General features: G+C 43.0%; 11 protein-coding genes. 1 reads left to right on the top strand and 10 read right to left on the bottom strand.

Going from position 1 to position 13,087, the window contains the following annotated elements; all coding sequences use genetic code 11:
* Positions 1–54: 54 nt before the first annotated feature.
* From PSV17_RS11015 to sucC, 3 genes are read right to left on the bottom strand one after another with little or no spacing between them, the layout of a single operon-like run.
* A complete protein-coding gene (locus tag PSV17_RS11015) occupies positions 55–1,008 on the bottom strand; it encodes an ankyrin repeat domain-containing protein (protein WP_300482558.1) in 954 nt (317 codons plus the stop codon).
* Between the two features lie 45 nt (positions 1,009–1,053).
* Positions 1,054–1,935 carry a succinate--CoA ligase subunit alpha gene (gene sucD, locus PSV17_RS11010; protein WP_300482555.1) on the bottom strand — a complete coding sequence of 294 codons (882 nt, stop codon included), beginning with the start codon at positions 1,933–1,935 and terminating at the stop codon, positions 1,054–1,056.
* Positions 1,932–3,125, bottom strand: coding sequence for an ADP-forming succinate--CoA ligase subunit beta (sucC, locus tag PSV17_RS11005; protein WP_300482554.1), 1,194 nt, complete (start codon positions 3,123–3,125; stop codon positions 1,932–1,934). The genes sucD and sucC overlap by 4 nt, the downstream gene beginning before the upstream one ends.
* Positions 3,126–3,433: 308 nt before the next feature.
* Between sucC and serB the strand changes: the two genes are divergently transcribed.
* On the top strand, positions 3,434–4,300 hold the full coding sequence (serB, locus tag PSV17_RS11000) for a phosphoserine phosphatase SerB (protein ID WP_300482553.1): 867 nt from the start codon (positions 3,434–3,436) through the stop codon (positions 4,298–4,300).
* 26 nt (positions 4,301–4,326) lie between these two features.
* Here serB and PSV17_RS10995 read toward each other — a convergent pair whose 3' ends face one another.
* The 7 genes from PSV17_RS10995 to purL form a co-directional block, all read right to left on the bottom strand.
* Positions 4,327–5,142, bottom strand: a complete 816-nt coding sequence (locus tag PSV17_RS10995; RefSeq protein ID WP_300482551.1) for a ferritin-like domain-containing protein — start codon at positions 5,140–5,142, stop codon at positions 4,327–4,329.
* A 22-nt stretch (positions 5,143–5,164) separates the two neighbouring features.
* Positions 5,165–6,049: an SMP-30/gluconolactonase/LRE family protein gene (locus tag PSV17_RS10990; protein WP_300482549.1), complete on the bottom strand. Its 885-nt coding sequence runs from the start codon at positions 6,047–6,049 to the stop codon at positions 5,165–5,167.
* 55 nt (positions 6,050–6,104) lie between these two features.
* Positions 6,105–6,671, bottom strand: a complete 567-nt coding sequence (locus tag PSV17_RS10985) for a hypothetical protein (RefSeq protein ID WP_300482548.1) — start codon at positions 6,669–6,671, stop codon at positions 6,105–6,107.
* A gap of 166 nt (positions 6,672–6,837) precedes the next feature.
* A complete protein-coding gene (locus PSV17_RS10980; protein WP_300482546.1) occupies positions 6,838–8,118 on the bottom strand; it encodes an NAD(P)/FAD-dependent oxidoreductase in 1,281 nt (426 codons plus the stop codon).
* The gene (locus PSV17_RS10975) at positions 8,111–8,518 is read right to left on the bottom strand and encodes a class I cytochrome c (RefSeq protein WP_300482543.1); all 408 of its coding nucleotides are present in this window, start codon (positions 8,516–8,518) and stop codon (positions 8,111–8,113) included. The genes PSV17_RS10980 and PSV17_RS10975 overlap by 8 nt, the downstream gene beginning before the upstream one ends.
* Positions 8,519–8,607: 89 nt before the next feature.
* The gene (locus tag PSV17_RS10970) at positions 8,608–9,093 is read right to left on the bottom strand and encodes an ankyrin repeat domain-containing protein (protein ID WP_300482541.1); all 486 of its coding nucleotides are present in this window, start codon (positions 9,091–9,093) and stop codon (positions 8,608–8,610) included.
* 42 nt (positions 9,094–9,135) lie between these two features.
* Complete coding sequence (gene purL / locus PSV17_RS10965) at positions 9,136–13,068, bottom strand: phosphoribosylformylglycinamidine synthase (protein ID WP_300482538.1); 3,933 nt, start codon at positions 13,066–13,068, stop codon at positions 9,136–9,138.
* Positions 13,069–13,087 lie beyond the last annotated feature (19 nt).

The raw sequence follows: 13,087 nt of genomic DNA, 5'->3' as shown, positions 1-13,087 counted from the left end.
TAAATCAAAGTAAAAAATAAAGCAACTAATTTAAGGCTAAGCAATTGAGTAACATTAATAACTACCACCAGCCTCTTTAATTAAAGCAACAATTTCCGCGTTCTGACCTTTAAGTGCGTAAACCAAAGCGGTTAAACCATACTGGTCTTTAGCTTTAACTTTTGCATTGTTTTCTAAAAGTAATTTCACCATATCTGGCTTATTGTTTGTCACGGCAATATGCAGCAACGGTGTGCCTTCTGCATCTAAATTATTCACATTAGCGCCTGCTGACAAAAGCGCTTTTGCTGCGTCTAATTGCGACTTCTTGACAGCCCAAGTGAGCGCAGTCCATTTGGCAAGATCTTTTTGATTAACTTTTGCACCATCCTTAGTCAATAATTCAATAGCTTGCGCGTGACCTTGGCGCGCAGCAATCATCAGCGCAGTTAGCCCAGATCTATCTTTTGCCTGAATATCGGCCTTATTTTCTAGCAACACAGTAATGGTTGGAATATCACCACTTTTAGCCGCATGCATTAATACAGTTTTACCATCATCACTCTTGGAATTTACATCTACACCATACTTCAGCAAAGTGTTGACCGTCTCAGAAAAGCCTGACACTGCAGCAATACCAAAGGCACTCCAACCTGATGCGTCACGTACTTTAGCATCGGCGCCATTCTTTAAGAGTACTTCGGCCGCAATGAAATGATTTTTTTTAGCGGCATACATCAGTGGTGTCCAGCCATCTTTATCTTTAGCGTTTACATCGGCACCCTTGCTGATGAGCGCAGCGACAACATCCGCTTTATCTTTACGTACTGCGTACATTAACGCCGTTACGCCGTCTTCATCTTTTGCATTTGCGCTCGCACCGCTCGATAACATTGCATTCACCGTAGCGACATCGCCCTTAGAAGCAGCAGTCAGAAGATAGGAAACCTCTTCTGCGGCATGAACAGGTAACGACAATGTAGAAATGAGGAATAAAGCGGTAGAGAAATATTTAAGTAGAATGTGCATAGAATATTTAAAGATTGGTTCCCTATAGATTAATTAAGCTAGAAATTAAGCATTTTTGCTGTTAATGGCAGCTAATACAGCCTCACCTAAACCAGCTGGTGAGCTAGCCACTACTGCGCCAGCCAATTCAAGCGCGCGAATCTTGTCAACTGCTTTACCACTACCACCAGAGATAATCGCTCCAGCGTGCCCCATGCGCTTACCTGCAGGTGCTGTTTGCCCTGCGATATAGGCAGCAACCGGCTTAGTGACATGGCTTTTAATATATTCTGCTGCTGCCTCTTCGTCTGAACCACCGATTTCGCCAACCATAATGATGGCTTCAGTTTCGCTATCAGCTTCAAACATTTGTAAGCATTCAATGAAATTAAGTCCTTTAATTGGATCACCACCAATGCCCACACAGGTACTTTGACCTAAATTGAGCGCAGTCGTTTGATGAACCGCTTCATAAGTGAGTGTACCAGAGCGAGAAACAATCCCCACTTTGCCGCGCATATGAATACTGCCAGGCATAATGCCAATTTTGCACTCATCTGGCGTAATCACACCTGGGCAATTGGGGCCGATTAACTTGGTGCCATTAGCCTTTAAAGCGGCTTTCACATTGAGCATATCCAACACGGGAATGCCTTCTGTGATGCAAATAATTAAATCGATGCCGGCATCACAAGCTTCTAAAATTGAATCAGCCGCAAAAGCAGGCGGCACATAAATCACACTCGCTGTTGCACCTGTTGTTCGCACTGCATCACGCATGGTATTGAACACTGGTAAGCCAAGATGAGACATTCCACCTTTACCTGGTGTAACGCCGCCGACCATTTTTGTACCATATGCCAGCGCTTGTTCTGAGTGAAATGTGCCCTGTTTGCCTGTAAAGCCTTGGCACAACACTTTAGTATTTTTATTGACTAAGATACTCATGCCGCCACCGCGCCATTTTTTGATGCATCGCTTCGCACTGCATTCACAGCTTGTAGGGCTGCATCAGTCAAACCATTTGCTGAAATAATATTCAATCCACTTGTTTGCAACATTTGTTTACCTAAATCCACATTGGTACCTTCTAAACGCACGATGACGGGAATTTGCATACCTACATCTTTAACCGCAGTGATAATGCCTTCTGCGATAATGTCACAGCGCATGATGCCACCAAAAATATTCACTAAAATGGCTTTTACATTATTATCTGCCAAGATGATTTTGAATGCCTTAGTCACAGTTTCAGCCGTTGCGCCACCGCCCACATCTAAGAAGTTAGCAGGTGTGCCACCGTGAAGTTTGATTAAATCCATCGTCGCCATGGCCAATCCTGCACCATTCACCATACAACCAATATTACCGTTTAACGCGATGTAATTTAAGCCAGCATGATGCGCGACCGCTTCTTTACTATCTTCTTGTGACCAATCACGCTGCTCCGCCAAAGCTTTTTGACGATACAGTGCGTTATCATCAATACTCATTTTGCAATCTAAGGCAAATAATTTGCCTTCTGCAGTCACTACTAATGGATTGATTTCGAGTAAAGCCAAATCGTTTTCTTTAAATAGACGGTATAAGCCTTTTAATATTTTAGTGAAAGCGCTAATTTGGTCACCCACTAAATCCAGCTTAAATGCTAAATTACGTGCCTGAAAATCCACCACGCCATTTAATGGATCACATACTTCTTCCAAGATTTTCTCAGGGCTAGTTTGAGCAATTTCTTCAATATCCATACCGCCAGCGCTAGAGGCAATAATCACCACATGCTCAAGTGTTCTATCCACTAACATAGACAAGTAAAGCTCACGCGCGATTGGCAAGGTTTCTTCAATCAACACTTGGTTAACCAGTTGACCATCTGGCGCATTTTGATAGGTCACCAAAGTTTTGCCTAGAAGCTCACTCACAACCGCTTGCGCTTCTGAGGTGGATTTTACCAACTTAACGCCACCCGCTTTACCGCGCCCACCCGCATGGATTTGCGCCTTCACAACCCATGCATCACTGGTGATTTCTGTAGTGGCAGCAGCAGTGTCTTTAGCCACGGTCACCACTTGACCACGTGGCACTGGAATGCCGTATTTTTGCAGTAAAGTTTTAGCCTGATATTCGTGCAAATTCATAAAATAATGTTCTTATTAAAGGTAACGCACATTTTCGCGCAAAACAACCAAATGTGCTAGCCCGAATGTTTTATAAACTCGCTTAATTATCGCGCTGGATTTTGTTTTGTAGGGGAACTTTGTGAAAGAGTGGCGTAGTTATTCATACGCCCGACTGAATAAAGTTTTCATACGGAACAAAAGACTAACGAGAACAGGCGTTAGTTTATGAAACATTCGGGCTATAGTTGGCTTGATATTCTCTGTGTTTTAGTCATTTACAATAGGTGCCAAGTGTATAATTACTTTTTTAATAAAAATTAAAAGCTATGCGCCTCGTTATTCAAGCTGCAAAAAATCCAGCTCCTACTATTGGATCTGCTATCACTTTTTCACATTTGGCACATATACACCAACTGTGCGCTACCAGTGTTCAATTTACTCAAATTGCTGAACATGCTTATTATCTTTCTAACCAGAACATCCCAATTGAAGCGGTACAACAATTTTGTGCACAACAAAACATTGACTGCGCATATGTTGAAGATAAGCAGCTTCTAAAAAACTATGGTTTATGTGTCATGGATATGGACTCCACACTCATTAGTATCGAGTGCATCGACGAAATTGCCGATATGGTCGGCATCAAACCACAAATCGCAGCAATTACCGAACGAGCCATGCTAGGTGAATTAGATTTTGCACAAAGTCTGCGCGAACGCGTAGCTTTGCTTAAGGGCTTGCAAGAGTCTGACTTAATGCGCGTATTGAATGAACGCCTTAAACTTAACCCTGGCGCTGTTGAATGGGTCGCCACATGTAAAGCCAATAACATTACCACTTTACTGGTTTCTGGCGGCTTCACCTTCTTTGCTGAGCGCGTAAAAGAAATGTTGAACTTGGATTATGCCGTTTCTAATACCTTAGAAATTATTGACGGCAAATTAACAGGCAAAGTATTAGGCAATATTGTTGACGCGCAAACCAAAGCAGATGAGTTAATTAAACTACGTGATAAATTAGGGTTAGTCTCGGCGCAAACCATTGCCATTGGCGATGGCGCCAATGACCTTAAAATGATGTCTGCAGCAGGCATCGGCATTGCTTACCATGCTAAACCTATCGTACAGGCACAAGCCACTTACGCGTTGAATCATGTAGGCTTAGATGGTGTAATTAACCTACTTACTACCTAAAGTTAGCACTCGCTCAAAGTGCGGCCTTAAAGCCCACCTAGGTACTTAAGCTCAACTTCCGTAAATCCTGCTTGTCGTCTTGCCTCCATATTAAATGGTGGGCGCAGTTTTGGCGCACTGTATTGTTCCGCCAGTTGCCGATAAGTAGAGACTGGTTCTAAATCTCTTTGCCCACAAAGCCAATTAAACCAATAATTGCCAATAGCAACATGGCCAATTTCATCGCGCAAAATAATATCTAATATTTCGGTAGCGGCTATATCGCCTACTTGCGCTAATTTAGCTCTTAGCTGTGGCGAGGCGTCTAAGCCACGCGCTTCCATGGTACGTGGCACTAAGGCAATACGCGCTAACACACTGTCTTTAGTTCTTTCTGCCATTTCCCACAAGCTATTGTGCGCATCAAAATAGCCGTAATGAAAGTCCAAAGTATGTAAATGTGCGTTCAGCAGACTAAAATGATAAGCCTCTTCATCCGCTACTTTAAGCCAATCCGCATAAAATTGAGCAGGCATTTCTGCAAAGCGCCAAATCACGTCTAGTGCCAAATTAATGGCATTAAATTCAATATGCGCTAATGCATGAACTAAAGCCACACGACCTTCAAGCGTATTCATAGCACGGTGTTTGAGTAATCGCGGCGCGATGAGTTGTGGTTTATCAGGTCTGCCTGGGACTGGCAAATGTGCCGCCAGCGATTGATTAACATCTAGCAAAATATCGCCAGCTAACCAATTGCTGGCAAGCTGACGCACTGCATTGGCTTTTATCACGGCGTTTGTTTCCGCCAAGCAATTAAAAGCCGCTTGGCGAAGTTCTATCTGCGTAGCACGTAAAGTCATTTAAACAATATTTCAGTCACAATTATTGCAAAGGGATGAAATCTAACTCGCCCGCTTTCATGTCTGGCACCATGAGGTATTTTTCATCTTTTGTAAGCGCAATATCCGCAGCGGATTGGTAGCCGCCTTTTACTAAAGCGACTTCGCCTTTGGTATTCACGCTAAATACTTTGCCGTTCTTCCAATCACTCACATACATGGTGCCGTTAGAGCGATGCAATAAGCCATCGCCACCGCCAAAACCTTCTGCAATATCATTAAGGGCTTTTGCTTTTGTATTCAAGCTGTAAAGTATGCCTGACGCAAAATCAACGTAGATTAAAGCGTTACCAGTATCATCAGCAAGCAAACCATTTGGCGCTTTTACGCGTGCGTCTTGCGTATCGTTAATCAGTAACTTAACCTCACCTTTTGGGCTGATTTTATAAATTGCGCCACCTTTGCCTGATCCAAACAAGTCGCCACTATCGCTCACATACAAATTGCCTTGAGGATCAGCTTCCAAGTCGTTTAAGAATAAAGGTGTAACTGGAAATGCACTAGCGGCTACAAATGTTTGCACTGGAGCATTCACATCAACGCCATCTAGATCAATTTTCATGATTTTAGTTTTATCGGCCACATACAAAGTTTTACCAATAATCGCTAAACCTTTTGGATCATCCAACCCTGTTGCAATTACACGTTTTGTTCCATTTTCAATCACAGTAATCTGACCGTCACCATCTTTACCAAACTCATTGATTTCAGAAACGTAAATTTTGCCATTTTTGGCCTGAACCACTGATTCAGGTGTTTTAAGCCCAGTAATTTTCTGCATCAAGCCCAGATTACTTTTCACTTCTGTCGCACAACCCGTGGCTAAAAAAGTCAACATTAACGCACTTAGTATTAATTTTTTTTGCATGATTTATTTCCTATTGATTTTAAAATTGAAAGGTGGCAGCGCTGAAACAGCATAATTAATAAAAATTGATTTTAGTATCGTTTTGCGCACCAATCAAACCACATGGCAACTTAGCCTCTGATTTAACGCTATCTGAAGAAGGGTTAAAGGTTAACTTAGCCATTAAGTCCTGCATAGCTAAACCATAAACTTTATTGAGATGATACTTGGTACCATTATCAAAACTGGTATAGCCAAGCTGTTGTGCCTCGCCTACATAAGTGCCTATTAAATCACCCTTGCCTGAAAAAACGGTAGCCACTAGCTTGCTATGATAAACATGCATCTGTGGGTTATAAAACACACTTGGCTTAAGTCGGATAATAGTCTCGGCAGTTTCATTAGCCTGACATAATGCCATTTCACCATACTTTTCTTGCAAGGCTTTTAATGCAATAGGTTCAACCAATGGGCCTTGCTCAAACCAATACTCATAATAAGGTGCCAATAGGTGTACGCTGTAGTTGTAATCATTCGGGCTGATATACAACAATGTTTTTGTATTCGATTCAGCGGCAAAAACTGATGTTGATAGATGCGCAAGTAACAATGCACTGACCAATTTTTTAGTAAAACTTAACATTGATGGACTCCTGATGTCATTCATAGGTGATTTCCGTATACTGCATTAACTCTTATGACATGGTTCTTAAATTCACAATAATCAAGAGTTAAAATCTACTTTTTAATATTTAAAGTGAAAACAAAAAAACCATTGACGAATATTACTTGGCATTAATAATTAGTTATTAAGTCAAAGTATCTGCCCAAATATTTTGCGCCCAAGCCACTGCATTTACGCCCTCTTTTTCACTCGGGCTCAGTGAAACGCCACCACCTTCGGCAGAGATCATCATTTTTTTGCCTTCGTCATAACGGTATACATTGGCTACATGCATCGCGGATTTATTAGTGACATAGCTATAACAAGTATTGGCGAATACAGGCGCAGGGTCAGGCGCTTGCCCAGCGAACAATTGCACAATGGCATTAGCGCATACTTTGGCTTGATTTGTCGCCATATGTGCAGATTTGGGCAATCCAGCAGCCACGCTATCGCCTAACACGTGTATGTTGGGCTCTATTTTAGATTCATAAGTTAAGAAATTAACATCGCACCATGGGTAATCTTTTTCAGTCAAATTGGCGATTTGAGCAATCTTGCCCGCGCGTTGCGGTGGAATCACATTGAGCACATTCGCTTTAATATTGTCAAAATCTGTATGCACCGTTTTTGTTGCCACATCCACTCCTGTCATCTCGTTATCAGGGCGATAGTCCACGATACCTGCATAAGTCTCGTTAAAAACTTTAGTAAATAAACCCTTCTTAGAGATGATTTCTGCATTGGCATCTAGCACAATGACTTTGCTTTTTGGTTTGTGCGCTTTGAAGTAACTTGCCACTTGGCAAGCGCGCTCGTAAGGTCCTGGCGGGCAACGATATGGCGCCTTTGGTACGTTCATCACAAACACGCCACCATTAGGCATAGCTTCTAATTGTTTGCGCAAATTAACAGTTTGCCAACCCGCTTTCCATGCATGAGGAATCTGCTGTTGCGCCTCAGCGCTCGCCAGCATTGGTAAGGTGTCATAACTAAAATCCACACCTGGCGCTACGATTAACCTATCGTAGCTAATTTCGCCGCGCAACATTGTTACTTTTTTCGCTGACGCATCAATCGCCATGACAGTATCTTGCACCCACTTTATGCCATGATTTGCTTTAAGCGCCTCGTAACCAAATGTTAAGTCATTAATACTTTTACTACCACCCAAGACCAAATTACTTAATGGGCAAGATACGAATTGCGAGTTCGTTTCAATTACAAGCACTTCAACAGAACCCAAACTCCAAAGCCTTAAATACTTAGCGACTGTAGCACCCGCATACCCTCCGCCAATGACGACAACGCGACCAATTGGCGGCTTAGTCGCCCGCGCAAAGCCACTTTTGCTCATGACTAAGGTACTAGCCGCCCCTGCAAACTTAATAAAATCGCGTCGATTAAACTGATCAGCCTTATTCATGGTCAGCCTTTAATGTTTGTGATTTTAATGCTTTGCTAACAACGCGTTTTTGTTGTGAGAAATGCACTGCAAGCTGATTGATTTCATCCACCGTTAAGCCTTTAGCGTGATGATGCATCACTGTTGCTTTACGGCTACCGTCTTTAAAACCGAGCATTTTTTCGGTAAATTCAGCTGGCGCCACGCCCGCTAAGACTGCGTTTGCACCATCGTCAACATTGGTCGCTACAGAGTTACCTTGCGACCCATGACATGCGGCACATGAAGCCGCTAATTGGCGTATATGAACATTTTGTGTGTCTGAAAAAACAGAAACCTCAGCTGCATTACCAATATGCGGTATGCAAACTGAGGTTATGAGTATTAAAGCTAAAAAACCAGTAATTTGTATCGGCTTCATGGTGTTTTGCGAAAATTCAAAACACCATTCTAATTGTTTTTTTGTGTGCGTGACTATATATGAAACAATAACCAAGTTAACGCATTAATTTAGAAGCATTTTTCGTCTTGGCAACCATCATCTTTAACGCCTAAAGATTCCATCAACTTTACCATATCAGGTTGGCCTTGATCGCGGAAATAGCGCACTAAAGAAACATCGCCTTTTAATTTTGAATTTACATTCACACCACTTGCAGCCAAGAATTTAATCAGTTCTACATTGCCGCTGAATGCTGCCATATGAAAAGCTGTATTTTCGCTTGCAGGATGCACGTAGTCTTTCTCAGCGCCTTTAGCAATTAAATATTTCACAATATCCAGATGACCATGTGAAGCTGCCATTTGTAAAGGTTCCCAAGCAAAGAACTTTTGATTCACAAGTTTTGGGTCTGCTTCCATATATTTTTTAACGACTTTGGTTTTTCCTGTACTGATTGCGTCGGTAAGATCTAGGTATTCTTCATCAGTAAGCGCAAAACTATTGAGTGAAAAACTTAAGGCTATTAGTGCTAATATTGCTTTAAACATATTCATGCTAATTAATCTCCAAACTTCTAGTTAATGTGTTTTTATAAATTATCCAACAAACTTTCTTGCATTGCGGAACATCCGAATCCAAGCACTATCTTCACTATCATCGCAACGTTGCCATGTGTTTTGCACATTTCGAATTACCCGCTCAGGATGTGGCATCATAATACTAAAACGTCCATCTGTGCTGGTTAATCCAGTAATCCCTTGTGGAGAACCGTTTGGATTATACGGATAGCTTGTTGTTGGTGCTGATGCATGATCGATAAAGCGCATCGTCACCAGTTTTTTCGCTAACACTTCATTGACCGCTGAGTTTTCAGAAGGTTCTTTAAACTCAGTAAAACCTTCGCCATGCGCCACGGCAATTGGCATTTTGCTGCCAGCCATGCCATTAAAGAATAGCGATGGCGACTCTAAAACCTCAACCATAGCTAATCTAGCTTCAAATTGTTCAGATTTATTTTTCACAAAATGTGGCCAATGCGCAGCACCTGGAATAATGCTTTGTAAATTACTCATCATTTGGCAACCGTTACAAACGCCTAATGCAAAGCTATCGGTACGGTTAAAGAATGCTGAAAATTCATCGCGTGCACGTGAGTTAAATAAAATTGATTTTGCCCAACCTTCACCTGCACCTAATACATCACCATACGAGAAACCACCGCAAGCCACAACGCCGGCAAAATCTTTTAGCGAAACTCTACCCGCAATAATGTCGCTCATATGCACGTCATAGCTTGCAAAGCCAGCACGGTCGAATGATGCAGCCATTTCCACATGACCATTCACGCCCTGCTCACGCAGAATTGCCATTTTTGGACGTGCGCCAGTAGAAATATATGGCGCAGCGATATTTTCACTTGGCGTATAAGTAAGTTCTGCAAATAATCCACGATTTGTTTCGTCTAACAGACGGTCATATTCTTGCTGTGCGCAAGCTGGGTTATCACGCAACTTTTGCATTTGATAAGTCGTTTCAGACCACATACGATGCAAGTTAACGCGTGTATCACTAAACACCACTTTATCGTGTTGTTTAATTTCAATTTGATTGCCCGCAATAACTTCACCGACAACATGCGCTAAACCATTAAACTGCTGAACAATTGCTTCTGCGTCAGAAGAAGCCACTTGAATCACAGCGCCTAATTCTTCGTTATACAAGGCACTAGTCACATCGCCCTGCAAGCTTGAAATATCAACATTCAAACCGCAATGACCGGCAAATGCCATTTCAACTAAAGTGGTAAATAAGCCGCCATCTGAACGGTCATGGTAGGCTGAAATTTTGCCAGCTTTATTCAACTGTTGAATGGTGTTAAAGAAATGTTTTAACTGCGCGGCATCATCGACATCTGGCGCCACATCACCCACCACACCGTAAACCTGCGCCAAGCTTGAACCACCCATGCGGTTTTTGCCTGCGCCTAAATCAATCAAGATTAGTTTAGATGGTGCCCCTGTTTGTAATTGCGGAGTTAAAGTTTTACGTGCATCTGGAGTGGTTGCAAAAGCAGTCACAACCAATGAAATCGGCGAGGTGACTGCTTTATTGACACCGTCATCATTCCACACGGTTTTCATAGACATGGAGTCTTTACCCACTGGAATACTGATGCCTAATTGCGGGCAAAGCTCCATACCGACAGCTTTAACCGTTTCAAACAAAGCCGCATCTTCACCCGCATGACCTGCTGGCGCCATCCAGTTGGCTGATAGTTTAAGTACGCTTAAATCATCAATTAAGCAGGCTGCGATATTGGTAATTGACTCACCAATTGCCATACGACCTGAGGCTGGCGCATTAATTAAGGCCAAAGGTGCTTTTTCACCAATCGCAAACGCTTCGCCCACGTAAGTTTCATAACCAGCCAAAGTCACAGCAACGTCCGCCACTGGCACTTGCCATGGGCCGACCATTTGCTCACGCGCTACTAAACCAGTCACTGAGCGGTCACCAATGGTAATCAAGAAAGTTTTATCAGCCACGCCTGGTAATCTTAATACGCGGGCTGTGGCATCTTTTAAATCAATTTTACTGGTATCGAAAGCTTGTAATTGCTTAGCGATGCTTTTCACATCACGTGTCATTTTTGGCGGTTTGCCCAGCAAAACTGACATATCCATATCCACTGGATTATTGTCAAAATGACTATCAGCCACGGTTAAATGACGCTCTTCAGTAGCAATACCTACCACAGCGAATGGGCAACGTTCGCGCTCACAAATAGCTTTAAAACGTGGTAAATCCTCTTGCGCAATCGCCATCACATAGCGCTCTTGCGCCTCGTTACTCCACAACTCACGTGGTGACATGCCAGGCTCTTCGTTATTCACATCGCGCAATTGAAAAGTCGCGCCTACGCCAGCATCGTTCACTAGCTCGGGAAAAGCGTTTGAAATACCACCCGCGCCTACATCGTGAATACTTAAAATTGGGTTTTTGTCGCCTAGTTGCCAGCAACGGTCAATAACTTCTTGCGCTCTACGCTCAAGCTCTGGGTTGCCGCGCTGTACTGAATCAAAATCTAGATTTTCAACGTTGCTACCAGTATCCATACTTGACGCAGCGCTACCGCCAAGCCCAATCAACATTGCTGGGCCGCCTAATTGCACTAAAGCCGCACCTGCTGGAATTGGATTCTTTTTAGAATGTTTTGCAGAAATATTGCCTAAACCACCCGCCAACATAATGGGCTTATGGTAGCCGCGCATTTCCGATTGACCATTAGCATCTAGTGATTCCAACTCAAAAGTACGGAAATAACCTGCAATATTTGGGCGACCAAATTCATTGTTATACGCCGCGCCACCAAGTGGGCCATCAATCATAATCTGGAATGGTGAAGCTATGCGGCCAGGGCGACCGTAATTATTGGCTTCCCAAGGTTGCTCGAAATTTGGAATATTTAAGTTAGAAACTGAAAAACCCGTTAATCCTGCTTTTGGTTTAGAGCCGCTACCAGTTGCGCCTTCATCACGAATCTCGCCCCCAGCACCCGTTGCCGCACCCGCAAACGGTGAAATAGCCGTTGGGTGGTTATGCGTTTCCACCTTCATTAGGTAATGCATTTCTTCTTCAATAAAACTATACGCACCATTTTCACGCGGATAAAAACGCTTAGTTTTTTCGCCTGATTGCTGCCCCTCAACAATAGAAGAGTTATCAGAATAAGCCACCACTGTGCTGCCTGGGTTTAGCTTATGCGTATTACGTATCATGCCGAATAATGATATTTCCTGCTGCGCGCCATCAATTACCCAATCCGCATTAAAAATCTTGTGGCGGCAATGTTCAGAGTTAGCTTGCGCAAACATCATTAACTCAACATCGGTTGGATTGCGACCCATACGCAAAAAGTTTTCTAGCAAGTAATCAACCTCATCAGGCGATAGCGCCAAGCCAAGCTCAGAGTTCGCTTGCACAAGCGCTTGTTTGCCGCCTTGCAGAATATCTACGGTGCTTAATGGTTTTGGCGCATCTGCGTGATAAAGCTTAGCGGCATCGTCCAAGCTGGCAAATACCATTTCAGTCATGCGGTCATGAATCAATGGCAAAAGCTGTTGACGCTCTTCTTGCGTGAGTTTTTCGCCATTTTTGGTTTGCACATAATAAGCAATACCACGTTCAACGCGTTGCACAGCCTCTAAACCACAGTGTTTAACAATATCTGTCGCGCGTGAAGCCCAAGGCGAAATCGTGCCAATGCGCGGAATCACTAAGAGCAACTCCCCTTGTGGGTCTTCGGCCTGCAACCTTGGTCCGTAGGTCAAAATCTCTTTTAAAGTATTTTGCTGCACTTCATTTAATGCAACATCCGCCCAAATAAAATGTCGAAACTCAGCATAAAAATGCTTGATGTTTGAAGCATTCTGGTTAAGTTGGGATTGGATTTTCTCGATACGAAATTGAGATAAGGCGGCGCTGCCACGTAGGCAAACCATTGGTGTGTGGGCTTTAGATTGAGTCATTAAAATTCAGCTAAATAAA

Source organism: Methylotenera sp. (assembly GCF_029946165.1).
In the GTDB taxonomy this organism is placed as follows: Bacteria; Pseudomonadota; Gammaproteobacteria; order Burkholderiales; family Methylophilaceae; genus Methylotenera.
Note: the sequence above shows the minus strand (reverse complement) of the source record. Positions and strands in the feature narration are given on the sequence as shown.

Excerpts from the sequence above, each read along its gene's own strand:
- PSV17_RS11015 (WP_300482558.1), bottom strand. The coding sequence starts at position 1,008 with ATGCACATTCTACTTAAATATTTCTCTACCGCTTTATTCCTCATTTCT.
- sucD (WP_300482555.1), bottom strand. The coding sequence starts at position 1,935 with ATGAGTATCTTAGTCAATAAAAATACTAAAGTGTTGTGCCAAGGCTTT.
- sucC (WP_300482554.1), bottom strand. The coding sequence starts at position 3,125 with ATGAATTTGCACGAATATCAGGCTAAAACTTTACTGCAAAAATACGGC.
- serB (WP_300482553.1), top strand. The coding sequence starts at position 3,434 with ATGCGCCTCGTTATTCAAGCTGCAAAAAATCCAGCTCCTACTATTGGA.
- PSV17_RS10995 (WP_300482551.1), bottom strand. The coding sequence starts at position 5,142 with ATGACTTTACGTGCTACGCAGATAGAACTTCGCCAAGCGGCTTTTAAT.
- PSV17_RS10990 (WP_300482549.1), bottom strand. The coding sequence starts at position 6,049 with ATGCAAAAAAAATTAATACTAAGTGCGTTAATGTTGACTTTTTTAGCC.
- PSV17_RS10985 (WP_300482548.1), bottom strand. The coding sequence starts at position 6,671 with ATGTTAAGTTTTACTAAAAAATTGGTCAGTGCATTGTTACTTGCGCAT.
- PSV17_RS10980 (WP_300482546.1), bottom strand. The coding sequence starts at position 8,118 with ATGAATAAGGCTGATCAGTTTAATCGACGCGATTTTATTAAGTTTGCA.
- PSV17_RS10975 (WP_300482543.1), bottom strand. The coding sequence starts at position 8,518 with ATGAAGCCGATACAAATTACTGGTTTTTTAGCTTTAATACTCATAACC.
- PSV17_RS10970 (WP_300482541.1), bottom strand. The coding sequence starts at position 9,093 with ATGAATATGTTTAAAGCAATATTAGCACTAATAGCCTTAAGTTTTTCA.
- purL (WP_300482538.1), bottom strand. The coding sequence starts at position 13,068 with ATGACTCAATCTAAAGCCCACACACCAATGGTTTGCCTACGTGGCAGC.